This is a genomic window from Pseudomonas sp. Y3 TE3536 (assembly GCF_053629175.1).
Genome location: NZ_JBRJHU010000001.1, coordinates 4,556,376 through 4,572,272, shown reverse-complemented (window position 1 = coordinate 4,572,272; position 15,897 = coordinate 4,556,376). Strand labels below are relative to the sequence as shown.

Genomic DNA, 15,897 nt, shown 5'->3' with positions numbered 1-15,897 from the left:
CGAACACCGGCGAAGCCGGTGCCATACAACGCGTAGCCCCATTCGCGGGGCAAGTCGGATCGCCGCACCGCCGCTCCCCCCCCGAACGGTGTAGCCTCCAAGGCTAGCGCCGCACCTGTGGGCTTGTTCAAATGTCTGGGGGCAACCCATCCTCTGGGAGATCACCCAGCCCTTTGGGCCGCGTTGTCGAGCAGAGAACAAAGTTCGTAAGCGAGTTGCTGACCCTGTGGGAGCGGGTTTACCCGCGAACACGGGCGAAGCCCGTGCCATCCAAGGTGGTGCCTGCTCCGCGTGTAAACCCATTCCTACAGAAATCACGCTGCACCTTGAGCCTGCGCTGTACTTTCAGGCTTTGGTAGCGGTTGCTCTCGCCATGGCGTGCCCGTCCGGATCATCGCGTTGTTGCACGATGAAGACCCGCATACCACTACAAGACAGTTGCTCCCACACGGGCACTGCTAGAACAGTGAAACGTGAGCTTTCCTACAGAAGCGGGCTTGCCTGTGGCATTGCCGCGAGCCACTGCATCATCAACTGTGCCAGCACTTGAGGCTGTTCAAGCGGGATCATATGACCGGAGCCTTGAATGATCTCGAGGCGTGCGCCCGGGATGTGACCGCATAAGGCTTCAGCCTCTTCAACTTGCCTCAGCGCGTCCTGCGCTGCCGCAATCACAAGTGTCGGGCACTGGATCTGATGAGGCCCCACACCCGCTCTGGTCAGCAGCGACTGTGTGGCAAATACCGCATGCCCCATGCGTGTCCCCATCTCACGAATTCTGCCAGTCAGGGCGTTATCCGCAGCACGCTGCGAATGCACCGACTGCCTGATGGCAGCCAGGCTCAAACCGCGAAACTGCCCGTGAGCCGACGCATCGACCGCCGCTTGCTTGGCTTTCTGCCGCTCGGGCGAATCTTCACGCAGGGAGGTAGCGATCAGTATCAGGGCAGCTACACGATCTGGGCATTGCTGCACGATTGATCTCGCCACATAGCCCCCAAGGGAAAAACCAACGAGGACGAAACGAGGCGGCGCACTTGCCACGACATGGCGGGCGATCTGCGCAAGGGTTTGCCCCTCGAGCAGGTTGGCCCGGTGGACCTCACACGTAGCGGGCAGGCTCTCGACCACTTCATCCCAGAGCGTTTCGTCCAGCATGAAGCCTGGGATCAACACCAGGGGGAGCGCGTTTTCAGGGGGCATGTTCTTCACCAGGCAATCCAGACAGCAGCATACGGGCCAACGCTGATCAGTTACACAGCGGGTCGCGCAACGCATCGGCGGCGCGTGAACCTGCGGAGTCTCGACTGTGGGTCAGTACCACCTCCGCCACCGGCAGGTCCGGCAGGCCGTGCCGTAGGTCGAGCACCTTGAGGTGCGCCGGCAAGCTGCAGCGGGTGACCACCGCCACCGCCAGGCCAATCCTGAAGAGTTGATTGCGCTGGGCATCACGCTGGTTGCCGCATGGCGCTTGCCGATGCTGTTCACCGTCGCGATTGGCGTGGCGTCGTTGGCGGTACTGCGATTGTATTGGCAGTGAGAACCTGGATCTTGCCCTTCTGCGCGATAAGGACGCTGCATGCTCGTCAACTGGGTCCGCCTAAGCCCCGCGCCAGCTTCGAGTGACTGATCTGCTTAAGATAATGCGTGCAAAACAGCCGCAACCATGTGCTCTTCACTGCTTGTTCCGTCAACCCGCAACACTTCAGACGTTTGCTCTGCCAACCACGCCTCGTGCCACGCTCGGTTGCGCCCCGAGAAGTTAGGGTCGTCATACTGCGAGGCCCATTCGCGGAAGGCCGTGTGGATCCCGTGCATGTCGCCACCCGGTGCAATCCGATCGCCAAAGCGCTCTTTTTCACGCGCGGCCAGCCGTTCAAGGCGAATGGGCGTGGGGGTGACGACGAACACGGTCAGGTCGACGTGCGCAAGCAGCGCATCGCCCCACACCATGCAGGAACCGGTCAGTACCCAATCTTGGTCACCGAGCTTTTGCTGGATCACTTTCACGCGGTCAGGGACAGGCCGCTTGGTCGTGAAAGGTGGGTCGGTGGGCATCCAGTAAGCATCATCGACATCGACATGCCGCGCACCCAGCACGGTCGCGAGGTTTTTACCCAAGGTGGTCACACCGGCACAGGAAGCACCCGTAATGTAGATTCGCAATTGTTCCTCCATGAATGCACGTCGAATTCGGGGCAGCACTATACACCCGACCTGCGCAAGACGCTGAAGCCGACGGCTGGCATCGGGTCAGCGTCAGGAAGAAAAGGCAGCCTCAACGCTCCATGACATAAGTACCCGGCGCAGGGCAAAGCGGCCGGTACTTGCGCGAGCCCAGCTTCTTTGGCGCCGCCAGGCTTTCGCCGGAACGCTGCCCAATCCATTCGCGCCAATGCGGCCACCAACTGCCTTGCTGGCGCTCCCCGGCGTTCTGCAGCCAGGTTTCCGGCGCCTCGGCGGCGGCGGGCGCCGCGTAGTAGAACGACTTGGGGTTGCCGGGTGGGTTTACCAGGCTTTGCAAGTGGCCGGCATTGGACAGCACGTAGGTCGTGTCCTCGCCGAACAGCCGGGCGGTGCCGTAGCAGCCTTGCCAGGGGGTGATGTGGTCGGTAGTGCCGCCCACCACATAGGCGCCCACCGTTACCTGGGTCATGTCGATCAACTCGCCGTCAATCTCCAGGGTGCCGGGGTTGCTGTAGGGGTTTTGCTGGATGAGGTCGAGGTAGTCAGCGTGCAGCTGAGCGGGGAGCCGCGTGGTGTCGTCGTTCCAGGCGAGAATGTCGAATGCCGGCGGCGGGTTGCCCAGCAGGTAGTTGTTGACCCAGTAGTTCCAGATCAGGTCGTTCGGGCGCATCCAGGCGAACATGCGGCCCATGTCCTGGCCACTGAGCACACCCTTGCGCCGGGAGCTGGCCTTGGCCGCGCGCAGGGCGGACGGCGTGGTGAACATACCCAAGGTGGTGTCGTTAAGCGCCGACGCCGTGTCGAGCACGCACACGGCCCAGCTGGTATTGGCCACCTTGTGGCCCTCACCACGGGCCGCCAGCCAGCCCAGGTAGGCTGCCAGGGTGATGCCGCCCGAGCAGGAGCCCCACATGTTTACATCCGGGCTACGGGTAATTCGACGCGCGACGTCCACCGCCTGATCGAGGCACAGCGCGTAATCGGACAAGCCCCAGTCGCAGTGCTCGCGGGTGGGGTTGCGCCAACTGATGACGAACAGGCTCACGCCGCTGTCCTGTATCCACTTGACCAGGCTTTTTTCCGGCGACAGGTCGATGGCGTAGTACTTGTTGATCTGCGGCGGCGACATGACCAAGGGCCGGGCAAAGACCTTTTCGGTGGTGGGCGCGAACTGCAGCAGCTCGAACATTTCGCAGCGAAACACCACCTCGCCCTTGGCCGTGGCGATGTTTTCACCCACCGTGAATGGCGTACTGTCGACCTGCCTCGGGAGGCCGCGGTTATTCAGCATGTCCTGGCCGAAGTGGCGGATGCCCCTGGCCATGCTCATGCCGCCTGTGTCCACCAATTTGCGCAGCGCCGCGGGGTTGGTCAGCGGGGAGTTGCTCGGTGCCAAGGCATCGGCCATCTGTGCTGCGACGAAGCGGGCGCGGCTTTTTTCCAGCGGAGCCAGGTCGGTGGCCTCGATGAAGCGGGTCAGCTCTGCCTGGCCAGCCAGGTAACTCTGCAACAGTGCGCGCAGGAAGGCGTTGGATTGCCAGGCCGGGTCGGCGAAGCGCTTGTCCTTCGGGTCTGGCGCGATGCTGGTGTTGCCTGCGACGATGCCGCGCAGCGCCTTCAGGTAGCCCCCCACATGGGCACCCGCCTTGAGCGGCGAGGTGCCTACGGCCTTGAGCAGGTAGCCGGCTGAACTGGCCAGGTCGGCCGGGCGCATGCTGACCAGGGGGTTGCCTGCCAGAGGCTGGCTGGGGGTGACGGTCTCGTTCGTTTGCGTGGATCTGCTCATGGCGGCTCTTGATTCCGGGCACGGTTGTGTTGTGCTCCGACTCTAAGGCAGCCGTGGCTGCGGCCACTTCTCATCCCGCGACAGCGGTTTTTCACTTCATGACGGGGGAGCGATCTGACCGAAAGCACCGGCAAACTCGGTGCCATCCACGCTATGGTCAACACGACTGCCCGAAAGAGCAATCACGGCTAGGCACCTCGATGCCTGGACACAGGATGCTAGCGCTCACCGCACTTTCCAGAGGCTCCGTTCGTTGACTGACTCACAGCACAGCCCTACCTACGCAAAACGGTTCGAAGCCGTGCTTGCCTACATCGACAACCATCTCGAAGATGACCTGTCGGTGAATGCACTGAGTCGCATCGCCAACTTCTCGGCGTTTCACTTCCATCGGCAGTTCACGGCGTTCATGGGCGTTCCGGTTTCACGCTATGTGCAACTGATGCGGCTTCGACGCGCGGCGCACCAATTGGTCGCCTCGCCCGCAACGTCCGTGCTGGAGGCCGCATTTGGCGCTGGTTTCGAAAGCCCCGAAGCCTTTTCCAGAGCCTTCAAGCGTGCCTTCGGCATGGCGCCGAGCGTGTTCGCCAAGGCCCCGAACTGGCAGGCCTGGAGTGCGGTATTCGTTGTTCCCCATCGTTCCAGGAGTATCACCATGCAGATCCGTATCGTGGATTTCACCGAAACCCGCGTAGCCGCGCTCGAACACCGAGGTGCGCCCGCCCTAGTCGGCGAAAGCGTCGCGCGTTTTCGCCAATGGCGCATGCACAGCGGCCAATCGCCAGTGGCCAGCAGCCGCACCTTCGGCATCCCCTTCGACAACCCCGACACCACACCGTTGCACGCCTTCCGCTTCGCCGTTTGCGGCGAGATAGACGAGGCTGTGCAGCCCAACGATTTCGGCGTGCACGAACGGCTTATCCCGGCAGGGCGCTGCGCGGTGGTTCGGCATACCGGTTCGCCTGACTACATTGGCGAAACCATCTACCCGCTTTATCGTGACTGGTTGCCGTCGAGCAACGAAGAGCTGCGCGACCATCCGCTGTTCTTCCATTACCTGAGCGCGTACCCGGAAACGCCCTTGGAGCAATGGCAAACGGATATCTACGTCCCGCTGAAGTAGGCCGAGCCCTGCCCGCCCGGTGCCGGGCCGCCGAGCCCCCACCCATGAGCCTCTTCGATAAAGTGCAGCACTGCACGCGAACGCTCGTCAATCCGTGAAATCAGCGAAAGTTCACTGACCATTTCCGCTTGCGCCAGGGGCACGATGCGGATGCCCGGCATGGTCAGCCGGGTCATGGTTTCGGGCACGATGCTCAGGCCGATGCCGGCGGCCACCAGCCCGGGAATACTCATCAGCGACGGCACATACATGATGTTCTGCGGGTGCAACTGGTGCTGCCGGCACGCTTGGAGGGTGTGGGAGGTCAGGCCGATGCCGGTGCTGTCCTGGAGAAACACGAACTTTTCGTGGCGCAGGGTCGACAGGTCCCCGCTGAAGCGGTCGGCCAATTCATGGTTGTCCGGGATGAGCAGGACGAGCCTGGACTGGCTGAATGGGTGGGTGCGCAGACGGTCCGGCAGGTGGTCCTTGAACACCCGGGCAAAGGCCAGGTCGAGTTTGTGGTCGAGCAACATGTCGAACTGCGCGCGAATACCGGCGTCGACCAGCGACACCTTGACCTCGGGGAACGTGCTGAAGTAATGCCGGAGCAATTGCGGCAAATTGGCTTCGAACAATGCCGAGTGGTAACCGATGTTGATTTCGCCCACCTCCCCCCGCTTGGCACGCCGGGCCGCAGCCATTGCCCGTTCGCTGGCCTCGATGGACTGCCGCGCGTGAGGCAGGAACGCCTCGCCAGCAGCGGTCAACGCCACGCCGCGGTTCTCCCGCCGGAACAGCGTTAGCCCGAGCTCGGACTCAAGCGTTCGCATCAATTGGCTCAGTGCCGGTTGCGCAATGCCCAGTTGCTCTGCCGCCCGGCTGAAGTGCTGCAGGTCAGCGGCGACCACAAACGCTCTAAGGTGACGCAGTTCCATAATCGCTACCCATAAGGCTGGCTTATCTATTTATCGTGATTTCGATAATTATTCTGCAAGCAGGATGCGCTAACGTCTATTCACTTCGACGATTCCTTTCCACTGCATAGCCCGAGCGGAATCGTATGGGTATTCCGACACCATAAAAACAATGACGAGCCCCTTATGAGCACAATCAGTGACGCGCCTCATGATTCGCGCATGCCTCGCAAAGCGGTGACCGCCGCCACCATTGGCACAGCCCTGGAATGGTTCGACTTCACGTTGTATGGCGCGATGTCCGCGACCATTCTGCCCAAGTTGTTTTTCCCCGCGATGGAACCCACCGCAGGCCTGCTCGCTTCGCTGGCAACGTTCGGTGTCGGCCTGGCCGCCCGGCCCCTGGGCGCCATTACCTGTGGCTACCTCGGTGACAAACTCGGCCGCCGCAACTTGATGCTGGCCACCGTAACCATGATGGGCCTGGCTTCGGTACTGATGGGGTTGTTGCCCACCTACGGCCAGGTGGGTATCTGGGCGCCGATCCTGCTGGTGCTGCTGCGGATCATTCAAGGCTTCGCACTGGGTGGCGAGTCCACTGGCGCGCAACTGATGGCGCTGGAACACGCCTCCCCCGATCGTCGCGGGCGCTATTCCGGCATGCTCGGCCTGTGCTCACCCCTTAGCCAGATTTTGGCCAACGGCGTATTGATGGGCCTGGCAGCGACGCTTTCAAGCGAGCAGTTCGAGAGCTTCGGCTGGCGAATCCCGTTCCTGATGAGCTTCGTCCTGGTAATCGTCGCAATTTTCATCCGCCTGAAAGTCGATGAAACCCCGGCCTTCGTGGCCTTGAAGAAGGCCCCGCTCAAACAGGAAAAGAGCCCGCTCACATCAGCCGTGAGCAGCCATTACAAAACCATCCTGCGACTGATGCTGTTCTTCTGCTCACCCGCTGCGCTGTTCTACTTGATCGTGATTTTCTCCCTCAGCTACCTGACCAAGCACCTCGGTTTTAGCCAATCGACAGGGTTCATGTCGCTGATGGTGGCTAACATGTGCGCGATTTTCGGTGCGCTTGCCGGTGGTTATCTGTCCGATCGTTGGGGGCGTAAAAAGGCGCTGGCATTGGGTTCGTGCATGACGTTGCTGATCCTGTTCGTCTACTTCCCAATCCTCAACACCCTGAACGTCCCCGCCATCATGGCAATCATGGGGCTGTTCCTGGGCTTCACCCAGTTCCAAAGCGGCATCCAGCCTGTGGCCTTCGCCGAAGCGTTTCCTACCCAGGTCCGCTACTCGGGCTCGGCACTGGCCTACACAGGCGCCAATCTGGTGATCGGTGGCCCAATGCCGATGATCGCCGTGTGGCTGATGAGCCAGTCGAACAACTCGCCGTGGCCGCTGGTGACGCTGTGCGCGGTGATCAACCTGATCTCGCTGGCGATGATCATCACCGGCCGGGAAACCCGCGGCATCGACCTGAACGCCGTCGCCGAAGACGACACCGTCGAAGCCCGCGCTACCACCCTTCTTTCCAAATAACGCAGCAGGACAATCATGAATCGCACCGTTTTCATCCTTAACGGCCCTAACTTGAACCTGCTGGGTCGCCGTGAGCCGCACATCTACGGCCACACCACGCTTGAGCAAATCCGCCAACGCAGTGAAAGCCTGGCGCTGGAACTTGACCTGATATGCGACTTTCGCCAAACCAACCACGAAGGCGTCATGGTCGACTGGATTCAGGAAGCCTTCGAGCAAGGCGCTGCAGTGATCATCAACCCGGCCGGCCTTTCGTTTCACTCGATTCCAGTACTGGATGCGCTGAAATTACTCGACACACCGCTGGTCGAACTGCACCTGTCGAACATTCATGCACGGGACGAACTGCACCGCCACTCGATCATGTCTGGCGTGGTCAATACAGTGATCTGCGGCATGGGCGCTGACGGGTATCCCCTCGCAATCCGGGCTATCGATACTTTACTGCGGCGTCGGGCAGCCAACACTTAACCGCCCTTCACCGGACGCTGACCGGGTGGTCCTTCGGCAACTTCGGAATGTCGCGCTTACACCCTGAACCGCCCTACCAGCGCTGTCATTTCCCCCACCAGGCCCGACAGCGCCTGGCTCGCCGCACGGGTTTGCTGCGCCCCGGTCGCCGACTGGTTCGACAACTCGCGAATATTCAGCAAGTTCCGGTCCACTTCCCGCGCCACCTGGGCCTGCTCCTCCGCCGCACTGGCGATCACCAGGTTGCGCTCGTTGATCTCGCCGATGGCACTGTAGATGCCTTCCAGCACCTGCCCCGACGCCAGAGTAATGTCCAGGGTCGACTGGGCCCGGCTGGTGCTGGCCTGCATTGATGCAACCGCGGCTTCGGTACCTTGCTGCACGCGCCCGATCATCTGTTCGATTTCCTGGGTCGATGCTTGTGTGCGGTAGGCGAGCGTACGCACCTCGTCCGCTACCACCGCAAAACCACGCCCGGCCTCACCGGCGCGGGCGGCCTCGATGGCGGCGTTGAGCGCCAGCAGGTTGGTCTGCTCGGACACCGAACGGATCACTTCCAGCACCTTGCCGATGTCCCGCACCTGCCCCACCAGCTGCTCCAGGTGCCCACTGCTGGCCTGAATCTCATGGGTCATGGCCTCGGTACCGTCGATATTCTCGTTGACTTGCCGGCGGCTTTTTTCGGCCAGTTGATTCGATGCCTGCGTGGTCTCGGACGTGGAGACGGCGTTACGTGCGACCTCCTCGACCGCCGTGGTCATTTCGGTGACGGCAGTGGCAGCCTGCTCCAGCTCCTGGCCCTGCTGGCGCAGGTTATTGGCGCTTTCCTCGGTAACGGTGTTCAGCGCCGTCGCCGCGTCAGCCAGCTGTTGTGTGCAGCTGCTGAGCTTGCCGAGGGTTTCGCGCTGGCTCTGCTGCATGCGCTCCAGTTCGTGGAACAGCTGGCCGATTTCGTTGCGCCGCTGCACCACCACCGGCACGCTCAGGTCGCCGCCGGCGATGCGCTTAAAGTGCTGGCCAGCTTCACGCAATGGGTGCAACACACGCTGTGCAATGAACGCCCAGCACAGCGCCGCCAGCAGCAACGTCACGCCCAGCAGCCCCAGGCTCAGCAGTTGTGCGCGCTCCAGACGGCGGTCGGACTCGAGCATGATCTGCTGGCTGCGCTCGCTCAAGGTGGCTACCAGTTGCTGACGCAGCGCCTGCAGGCGGCCCATGGCATTGCCGGCATCGGTGTTGACCTTGAAGTACTGCTCCAGCGAGCGCTGCCGCACCGCCTCACGCTGCCCCGCCACCGCCTTGGCGTAGTCGGCGAAGGTGGCCTGCAGTTCCTTGGCCGCCGCATGCAGCGCAGGTTCGCGGGCGTTGCCGACGAACTCATCGACCAGTTTCTGGCTCTTGTCGTTCAATTCGACCGACAGCGCCATGCGCTTGTTCGCACTCTCATCGTGGCCGCCCAGTTGCTCGATGAAACCCGAGGACACGTTGGCGCTGGCGCGGATCGCCATGAGCAACGCATTGTTCAACCGGTCCGACTGGTGCGCGGTCTGGTCCAGTTCGCTGATCTGCTCATCGCTGCCCACCGCCGCGCGCCAGGCGCTGACGGTGGAGAACAGCAAGGTCAGGCTGAACAGCGACAGCACCCAGAACATTCCGGTGCGGATCTTCAGGTCGGCAAACATACGGGCAGTACTCCTCATGGTCCTGTTGGCACCCCTTCTCATCGGGATTTCGATGGCGGGTGAGCAGGTATCGGAGTGCCCGCTGCGGGCTTGAGTGGCCCTGAGGCGCTTGTGTGCGGTAACCGCACGATTGTTGCCGGCGCCTTGCATGTGGCGGCGCATACGTGCAAGGGTAAAAAAGGAACGTCAGTCATCAGAAAAGGAAGATAAGCACCTTATGCTTGGAATCACACGTATCCATCGCTACGTGCGCCCATTGCCTGCAAGCCAAGCAGCAGCCAGTGGGCGTGACGTCAACGTCAAACCAGGCGCCCGCCTGGCCGCGAAGCTTGCCACCCTCCTCTGCACACCCCGCGCCGTCCCGCCCTACCTCTGGGTCAACCCCGAGCGCCCCCCTGTCGATCGCATGCCCCCTACCTGACCGCCCACACGCCGTCATCGCACCGGCCTCGCCATTCAGTGGCTGAAGGCGGGATGTCTCACGCAAAAAAAGGGGCAACACCCATGATCATGTTTCAGGGCAAGAAAATTCACAGCGCCATCTTCGACATGGATGGCACGATGTTCGACACCGAGCGCCTGCGTTTCAGGACGCTGAAGCAAGCTTCGCTGGAAATCTTCGGCACCGCCTTGAGCGAGCAAACGCTGATCGGCTCGCTGGGCCTGAGCGCGAAAAAGGCCGAGGCCCTCGCCAAGGCTCACAACGGCGATGACTTCCCCTATGCGCAGATCCGCCAGCGCGCCGATGAGCTCGAACTGGCGTACGTGCGCAACCATGGCGTGCCGATCAAAGCCGGCCTGCTCGAGGTGCTGGAGCGCCTGCGCAAGTCCGGCCTGACCCTGGCGGTCGCCACGTCCAGCCGCCGCGCCATCGCCGAGGAGTACCTGATCAACGCCAACGTGCTCAAGTACTTCGACATCACCGTTTGCGGCGACGAAGTCAGCCAAGGCAAACCCCACCCAGAAATCTTCCTGCACGCCGCCCGCGCGCTCAATTGCCAACCCGGCCAGTGCTTCATGGTCGAGGACTCAGAAAATGGCCTGCTCTCAGCGATCCGCGCCGGGGGCCAGGCAATCCTGATCGAGGACATCAAGCCGCCCGCGCCCGAGGTCAAGGCCGGCGCGCTCATGGCCTACCGTGGCATGCACGCCTTCCTCGCCGACTTGAGCGAGTGCGTGCCCGACTTGGGCATGCCGGCGCTCGACGAGGCGTTCCCTGCCTCACTGAACCAGTTCCGCGTCGGCATCCACGGCTTCGGCGCCATCGGGGGCGGCTACCTGACCCAGGTGCTGTCCCATTGGGACGGCTACACGCGCCCCTGCGAAATCATTGCCGCGACCCGTTCGCGCATGCTCCGCGAATCGGTCGCTGCGTTCGGCCGCTACAGCGTGCGCTACGGCGCCACCGCGTTCGACCAGACCATCGACAATGTGCGCATGATCGACATGGACGACGAAGAGGCGGTAATCGAGATGTACAACGCCGCCGAAGTCGTCGGCATGAGCCTGCCCGAGCAGGCCATCGCGCATCAGGCCAAGGTCATTGCCAAGGGTTTGCTGCGGCGCTTCGAACGCAGGGGGCGCGAGCTGACCGTACTGATCGTGTTGAACAAGATTGGCGGTGCGGCGTTCGTCCGGCGCCAGGTGCAGGCGCAGTTGGCGCTGCTGTGCACGCCACAGGTGTGCAAGCAGGTGCTGGAAAAGACCCATTTTGCCGAAACGGTGGTCAGCCGCATCGTTTCCAAGATCAGCAATGACGCGCTGGTTCGGCAGTTACGCATCAAGTCGCAGATCTTCAAGAACAGCCTGGAGGATGAGCCAGCGGTCACCCGCAAACCCGCCACGCCAGCCCCTGAATACGAACGGCTTATCGGGCACTTCAGGCCCTTTGCACAATCCAGCAGTGCCATGAGCCAGTTGCACCTGATTCTGTTCAACAGCGAGCCCGACATGCCGCTGTACGTGGAGCGTGGCAGTGATTTGCTGGAGCGGCTGCGCCAGGTAAAAACGGTCGCAGACATTACCCAGATCCAGATCATCAAGAACCGCTTATGGAATGGGCCACACGCAATCATCGCCTGGTATGCGAGCCTGCTGGGGCACACCTGGGTCGGCCAGGGCATGGGGGACGCCCGCGTCAGTGCGCTGGCGCAGCGCCTGATTCATCAGGAAGTGGCGCCAGCGTTGATGGCCGAATACCCGCAGATGTCAGAGGTCGTCAGCAGCTTTGCCAATGCGTTTCTCGAACGGTGCAAAACCTCGTTCAAGGACCCTTGCGTGCGGGTTGGGCGCGACCCCATGCGTAAATTGCAGCGTAACGAGCGCATCCTCAGCAGCATCGACCTGGCCCGCAAGCATGGCATTCAAACGCCTGCGCTGGCGTATGGGGCGGCGCTGGCCATTCACTATGCGCTGCACGGCAACGCCAGCAAAGATCGCGAGGCCCAGTTGATCAAGGCGCTGTACACGGCCAGCGGCGAACGTGTCGAAGCGGTGCTGACCCATGACGGGGAGTATCAGGGCAAGCCTTATCCGGGGCTGGACCCGGTCAGAGATGCGGAGATGGTCGAAAGCATTTCGGCCAACTTCCGGCTGTTGCTGGAACGGGACAGGGCTGACTGGGCACTGCCCGCTGCGTTGGCGCGGGGGTCGTCCGAGTGTGGTAGGGCGTCGGCCAAGCATTCGCTACCGGTTGCTTGAAGCGGTTTGGTAAGGGCGGTGTGTCGATGTGTTCGCCCTGACATCGTCAGCGCCTGGGAAATCGAGCGCCGCCCGCGCGGCGCATCGCGAGCTCTGCTCGCTCCTACGTTTATTTCGGGCCAATCATGCCTGGGGGATTGGCGCGCGAACGGGCGCATGACGCGATGGTGCGTCGTACAAACCCGGCGGTCGCGCGCGCGTGTCACAGGCGTTACTGGCCAAAAACAAACGTAGGAGCGAGCAGAGCTCGCGATGCGCCGCGCGGGCGGCGCTCGAACTCACAGGCGCCGCAAATGTCGAGGTGAACGACTGACTGACTCAACACTGACCACCGCCAGCACTAGGTCGCAAACCGTCGACCGGGAATGACCGCTTTCGACCCTTTGCAGTCGTTCGGGGTGTCTACCAAACCAAGGGCGATTCATACTGCCGGGTGGATAGGTGCTCTGAGGCGTGTAGCCGGCTTGGGAAAAGACAATCCTCGCTGTGCAGATGGGCTTGATGTATCCAGGCCTGTAGGGCCAGCCGAGTTTGCTCTGTAATCTCAAACTGCACGGGGCGCTGAGTTTTCTGCTGCATCAGAACCGCTCTGCTAAGGACGTGCACCATGTCGACACACACCGCACGGCAAAGTGCTTGTGGCTGGGTTTGTCGAAGGCCACCTGCACCTGGAAAAAGCCAACGTGATGCAGCGCAAGGCCAACCGTTCCGGCACCTTGAAGGAAGCGATCGCTGTCACCGCCGAACTGAAGCCCACACTGACCCGTGAGGATATCCGCGAACGTTCGATCCAGGTGCTGCGCGCACTGGTTCAGGCCGGTACCACGCATGTGCGTGCCCATGCCGAGTTCGACCCGCCCAAGGCTTCACCGGGCTCGAAGTGGTGCTGGAGTTGCGCGAGCAATTCCGCGAGGTGATCGACATCCAGGTCGTGGCGTTTCCGCAAGAAGGCATTCTCAAGCTGCCTGGCATGCAGGCCATGATGGCCCAGGCAATGGAGATGGGGGCCGATGTGGTGGGCGGCATTCCCTACAACGACGTGTCGCCGCTGGAGCACATAGATTTCGTCTTTGACTTGGCCAAGCGCTACGGCAAAGACATCGACTTGCACCAGGACTTCGCCGATGACGCCGAGCACATGACCATCGAGTACGTGGCACGTCGAACCATTGCCGAAGGCTACCACGGGCGCGTCTGCGTTGGGCATCTGACCAGCCTGGCCGCCGCCTCGCCAGCGCGACGGGCACAGGTGATTGCGTTGCTACGTGAGGCCGACATCAGCGTGATGTGCCTGCCCGCCACCGACCTGCACCTGGGGGCTCGGGGTGACAGTCACAATGTCAGACGCACCCTGACACCGGTGCGTGCACTGCGCGACGGCGGTGTCACGGTTTGCCTGGCCACCAACAACATCCGCAATGCATTCACACCGTATGGCAGGTGCTCAAGCGCGGCAAGGTGGTTGCCACGGCTGAGCATCGTAGGTCAGTCGCATTTTGAGGCCATCTTGAAGAATTCGTAATCAAGCGGGCTCATTTATCCCCGTGGAGAAGAGCACTGGCTGCGTCTCAGGAAGGTGGCATTGGATCGAGAGCGGCCACTGGCAAGATGGTAGACGTTTCGTTTCTACAGCCAACGCCTGACCTGTTTGCAGTACTGCGCAAACTCCCTCCCGAAAAGGCTGGCAAGGGCCCGCTCCTCCGGCCCGATCTGGAAGCGGTTCATGTAGATCACGAAGCCCAGCACGCCCAGCAGCGCTGGCGGCCAGGCGAGAAAGATCGACCAGGCTATCAGCACTGTGGCGAATCCTAAGTACATGGGGTTGCGTGTGTACCTGTAAACGCCCGAGCTGACCAGGGCCGAAGCCGTTTCAGGCTTCAGCGGGTTGACTGTGGTACGTGCGTGACGGAAGGAAAGCACGCCGGCCAGGCAAACCGCTACGCCTGCCAGCAATACCAACAGCGCAAGGCCAATGCGCCATTCGAGAGTCAGCTCCAGTGTTCCCGGCAAGTGTCGAGCTGCGAACCACGCCAACAGGCCGAACAGGGTAGCGACCAGCGGCGGAGGAATACGGTTGTCCATGATGAATGCCCGGTAGAGAGAAACTGGCTACCAGCGTGAGGGTTGTAGCCACTTCAGGGTCAAGCCGCTTGTGTACGATAGAGACCTCAGGGGCTCATATGACTTTCACCGCGCGCCCAATGAACTTCACCGGGCCCGTTGGAGCACCGGTCGGGGAGCCGCCCGCTTTCTCAAGGGTCAGCTCGAACAGCTGATTCGGCTCAAGCGCAGGCAAGCGCGTCAGCGGCACGCGGTACTGTTCGCCCGGTTTGACCAACCCCAGCGAAACAGGTGCGCGCCACTGCTCGCCCTTGGTCCAGAACTGCAGGGTCATGCCTTCGGGCACATCGTCCACGCCAAGCGGGATCAGTTCGATCATGCTCGCATCGTTGGCTTGCACTACCCACCCCGGGGCCTGCCCCGACGGCGCTACCAGCACCACCATGTAGGTGGTCACAGGCGGTGTCTTGGTCAGCAGCGCCAAGGCCAGAAGCAAGCTCGCGGCCAACCCCGCAGCGCTCAAGCCCTGCCAGAGTCCAAGCCGCTGCCACCAGCCAGCGCGTGGTTGCCCGGACGGTTGAGCCTCTTCAAGGCTGCGCTCGATCCGGCCCCACAAGCGGTGGCTTGGCGTGATGGGTTCAGCCTGCGTGGTCAGTTCGAGCAGGCGGGCCTCCCAGGCATCCACTGCGGCGCGTACGGCCGGCTCCGTTTTCAACCGGTCCTGCATGGCAGCACGCTGCTCGCCACTCAAGGTACCCAGCACGTACTCGGCTGCCAGGTCGTCCAGGTCCTCGGCGCTGTCATCACCTGGGGTACGCTTCATGTCATGCACTCCCGCAGGGCCTTCAGGCTTCGCTTGATCCATGCCTTCACGGTGCCTAGCGGCGCACCCAGCAGCGCTGCGATTTCGGCATTGCTGCAACCGTCCACATACGCGTGCAGGATGCAACGCTGGGGGGCGGGTTGCAGTTGCTCAAGGCAGCGATAGATTTTCGCCGAGCCTGACCACAATTGCAGGTCGTCCAGCTCCGGGGCCAGGGTTACAGCCGCGATCATGCCAGTCTCGTCCAGGTCGGTTTCCCAGCGGCCGTCACGCACGAAGTTCAGTGCCAGGTGACGGGTAATGCTGTAGACCCAGCCCCGGGCTGAACCGCGCGACGGGTCATAGCTGGCAGCACGTGTCCAGATACGCACAAAGGCATCGTGAACGATATCCTCCGCGCTCGCCTGATCGCGCGCGATGCGCCGTGCGACGCCCAGCAAACGCGCCCCCTCATGCTCATAGAGCGCCTGCAAGGCACGGCGGTCTCCTTGGGCACAAGCGGCAAGACAGCCCTCGAAATCAAATGGAACAACGGGCGAATTCAAAATGGGGTCGTTCCTTCATCATGAAACCTGGACGGTGCCCTGCCTTACCGGCCTGGGGCACGTCCAGCAGCGTAGATGATC

16 protein-coding genes and 1 pseudogene are annotated in these 15,897 nt (G+C 62.1%); 8 read left to right on the top strand and 9 right to left on the bottom strand.

Translation table 11 applies throughout. The features are described 5' to 3' along the window. Nucleotides 1-483: 483 nt before the first annotated feature. Complete coding sequence (locus AB7M33_RS20745; RefSeq protein WP_454244243.1) at nucleotides 484-1,203, bottom strand: alpha/beta fold hydrolase; 720 nt, start codon at nucleotides 1,201-1,203, stop codon at nucleotides 484-486. Nucleotides 1,204-1,375: 172 nt separating this feature from the next. Here AB7M33_RS20745 and AB7M33_RS20740 point away from each other — a divergent pair, with 172 nt between their 5' ends. After that, nucleotides 1,376-1,540 carry a hypothetical protein gene (locus AB7M33_RS20740; protein WP_454243485.1) on the top strand — a complete coding sequence of 55 codons (165 nt, stop codon included), beginning with the start codon at nucleotides 1,376-1,378 and terminating at the stop codon, nucleotides 1,538-1,540. 95 nt (nucleotides 1,541-1,635) lie between these two features. Here AB7M33_RS20740 and AB7M33_RS20735 read toward each other — a convergent pair whose 3' ends face one another. Together AB7M33_RS20735 and AB7M33_RS20730 are read right to left on the bottom strand one after the other, a co-directional pair. After that, nucleotides 1,636-2,166 carry an adenylate kinase gene (locus tag AB7M33_RS20735; protein ID WP_454244242.1) on the bottom strand — a complete coding sequence of 177 codons (531 nt, stop codon included), beginning with the start codon at nucleotides 2,164-2,166 and terminating at the stop codon, nucleotides 1,636-1,638. 112 nt (nucleotides 2,167-2,278) lie between these two features. Further along, nucleotides 2,279-3,973: an alpha/beta fold hydrolase gene (locus tag AB7M33_RS20730; RefSeq protein ID WP_454243484.1), complete on the bottom strand. Its 1,695-nt coding sequence runs from the start codon at nucleotides 3,971-3,973 to the stop codon at nucleotides 2,279-2,281. A gap of 253 nt (nucleotides 3,974-4,226) precedes the next feature. Here AB7M33_RS20730 and AB7M33_RS20725 point away from each other — a divergent pair, with 253 nt between their 5' ends. Further along, on the top strand, nucleotides 4,227-5,096 hold the full coding sequence (locus tag AB7M33_RS20725; RefSeq protein ID WP_454243483.1) for an AraC family transcriptional regulator: 870 nt from the start codon (nucleotides 4,227-4,229) through the stop codon (nucleotides 5,094-5,096). On the opposite strand, the gene AB7M33_RS20720 is transcribed toward AB7M33_RS20725, so the two are convergent. Then, on the bottom strand, nucleotides 5,078-6,013 hold the full coding sequence (locus tag AB7M33_RS20720) for a LysR family transcriptional regulator (RefSeq protein WP_454243482.1): 936 nt from the start codon (nucleotides 6,011-6,013) through the stop codon (nucleotides 5,078-5,080). The two genes, AB7M33_RS20725 and AB7M33_RS20720, sit on opposite strands and share 19 nt — an antisense overlap. 165 nt (nucleotides 6,014-6,178) lie before the next feature. On the opposite strand from AB7M33_RS20720, the gene AB7M33_RS20715 reads away from it, so the two are divergent. Together AB7M33_RS20715 and AB7M33_RS20710 are read left to right on the top strand one after the other, a co-directional pair. After that, nucleotides 6,179-7,534 carry an MFS transporter gene (locus tag AB7M33_RS20715; RefSeq protein ID WP_238211325.1) on the top strand — a complete coding sequence of 452 codons (1,356 nt, stop codon included), beginning with the start codon at nucleotides 6,179-6,181 and terminating at the stop codon, nucleotides 7,532-7,534. Nucleotides 7,535-7,549: 15 nt separating this feature from the next. Further along, nucleotides 7,550-8,005: a type II 3-dehydroquinate dehydratase gene (locus AB7M33_RS20710; RefSeq protein ID WP_454243481.1), complete on the top strand. Its 456-nt coding sequence runs from the start codon at nucleotides 7,550-7,552 to the stop codon at nucleotides 8,003-8,005. A 56-nt stretch (nucleotides 8,006-8,061) separates the two neighbouring features. Here the strand turns inward: AB7M33_RS20710 and AB7M33_RS20705 are convergent, their stop codons facing one another. Continuing rightward, nucleotides 8,062-9,687 (bottom strand): methyl-accepting chemotaxis protein, encoded by a 1,626-nt coding sequence (locus AB7M33_RS20705; protein ID WP_454243480.1) that lies wholly within the window; start codon nucleotides 9,685-9,687, stop codon nucleotides 8,062-8,064. Between the two features lie 217 nt (nucleotides 9,688-9,904). On the opposite strand from AB7M33_RS20705, the gene AB7M33_RS20700 reads away from it, so the two are divergent. Together AB7M33_RS20700 and mtlD are read left to right on the top strand one after the other, a co-directional pair. Next, nucleotides 9,905-10,108 (top strand): hypothetical protein, encoded by a 204-nt coding sequence (locus AB7M33_RS20700; protein WP_217835009.1) that lies wholly within the window; start codon nucleotides 9,905-9,907, stop codon nucleotides 10,106-10,108. 83 nt (nucleotides 10,109-10,191) lie between these two features. Next, a complete protein-coding gene (gene mtlD / locus AB7M33_RS20695) occupies nucleotides 10,192-12,387 on the top strand; it encodes a bifunctional mannitol-1-phosphate dehydrogenase/phosphatase (RefSeq protein WP_454243479.1) in 2,196 nt (731 codons plus the stop codon). 423 nt (nucleotides 12,388-12,810) lie between these two features. Here the strand turns inward: mtlD and AB7M33_RS20690 are convergent. Further along, nucleotides 12,811-12,987, bottom strand: a pseudogene (locus AB7M33_RS20690) (integrase); the annotation flags it as partial. A 38-nt stretch (nucleotides 12,988-13,025) separates the two neighbouring features. On the opposite strand from AB7M33_RS20690, the gene AB7M33_RS20685 reads away from it, so the two are divergent. Together AB7M33_RS20685 and AB7M33_RS20680 are read left to right on the top strand one after the other, a co-directional pair. Then, a complete protein-coding gene (locus tag AB7M33_RS20685) occupies nucleotides 13,026-13,304 on the top strand; it encodes a hypothetical protein (protein WP_238216957.1) in 279 nt (92 codons plus the stop codon). Next, nucleotides 13,280-13,909: an amidohydrolase family protein gene (locus AB7M33_RS20680; protein ID WP_225876651.1), complete on the top strand. Its 630-nt coding sequence runs from the start codon at nucleotides 13,280-13,282 to the stop codon at nucleotides 13,907-13,909. Before AB7M33_RS20685 ends, AB7M33_RS20680 begins: the two co-directional genes overlap by 25 nt. A 104-nt stretch (nucleotides 13,910-14,013) precedes the next feature. Here the strand turns inward: AB7M33_RS20680 and AB7M33_RS20675 are convergent, their stop codons facing one another. The 3 genes from AB7M33_RS20675 to AB7M33_RS20665 form a co-directional block, all read right to left on the bottom strand. After that, nucleotides 14,014-14,469: a methyltransferase family protein gene (locus tag AB7M33_RS20675; RefSeq protein ID WP_027596318.1), complete on the bottom strand. Its 456-nt coding sequence runs from the start codon at nucleotides 14,467-14,469 to the stop codon at nucleotides 14,014-14,016. Nucleotides 14,470-14,563: 94 nt separating this feature from the next. Beyond that, nucleotides 14,564-15,271 (bottom strand): anti-sigma factor, encoded by a 708-nt coding sequence (locus tag AB7M33_RS20670; protein WP_027596317.1) that lies wholly within the window; start codon nucleotides 15,269-15,271, stop codon nucleotides 14,564-14,566. Continuing rightward, on the bottom strand, nucleotides 15,268-15,816 hold the full coding sequence (locus AB7M33_RS20665) for a sigma-70 family RNA polymerase sigma factor (protein WP_027596316.1): 549 nt from the start codon (nucleotides 15,814-15,816) through the stop codon (nucleotides 15,268-15,270). Before AB7M33_RS20665 ends, AB7M33_RS20670 begins: the two co-directional genes overlap by 4 nt. Between the last annotated feature and the right edge of the window lie 81 nt (nucleotides 15,817-15,897).

Bases quoted from the DNA above. Each gene is read 5' to 3' on its own strand.
- AB7M33_RS20715 (WP_238211325.1), top strand. From the start codon at position 6,179: ATGAGCACAATCAGTGACGCGCCTCATGATTCGCGCATGCCTCGCAAA.
- AB7M33_RS20730 (WP_454243484.1), bottom strand. From the start codon at position 3,973: ATGAGCAGATCCACGCAAACGAACGAGACCGTCACCCCCAGCCAGCCT.
- AB7M33_RS20710 (WP_454243481.1), top strand. From the start codon at position 7,550: ATGAATCGCACCGTTTTCATCCTTAACGGCCCTAACTTGAACCTGCTG.
- AB7M33_RS20720 (WP_454243482.1), bottom strand. From the start codon at position 6,013: ATGGAACTGCGTCACCTTAGAGCGTTTGTGGTCGCCGCTGACCTGCAG.
- AB7M33_RS20705 (WP_454243480.1), bottom strand. From the start codon at position 9,687: ATGTTTGCCGACCTGAAGATCCGCACCGGAATGTTCTGGGTGCTGTCG.
- AB7M33_RS20700 (WP_217835009.1), top strand. From the start codon at position 9,905: ATGCTTGGAATCACACGTATCCATCGCTACGTGCGCCCATTGCCTGCA.
- AB7M33_RS20670 (WP_027596317.1), bottom strand. From the start codon at position 15,271: ATGAAGCGTACCCCAGGTGATGACAGCGCCGAGGACCTGGACGACCTG.
- AB7M33_RS20745 (WP_454244243.1), bottom strand. From the start codon at position 1,203: ATGCCCCCTGAAAACGCGCTCCCCCTGGTGTTGATCCCAGGCTTCATG.
- mtlD (WP_454243479.1), top strand. From the start codon at position 10,192: ATGATCATGTTTCAGGGCAAGAAAATTCACAGCGCCATCTTCGACATG.
- AB7M33_RS20675 (WP_027596318.1), bottom strand. From the start codon at position 14,469: ATGGACAACCGTATTCCTCCGCCGCTGGTCGCTACCCTGTTCGGCCTG.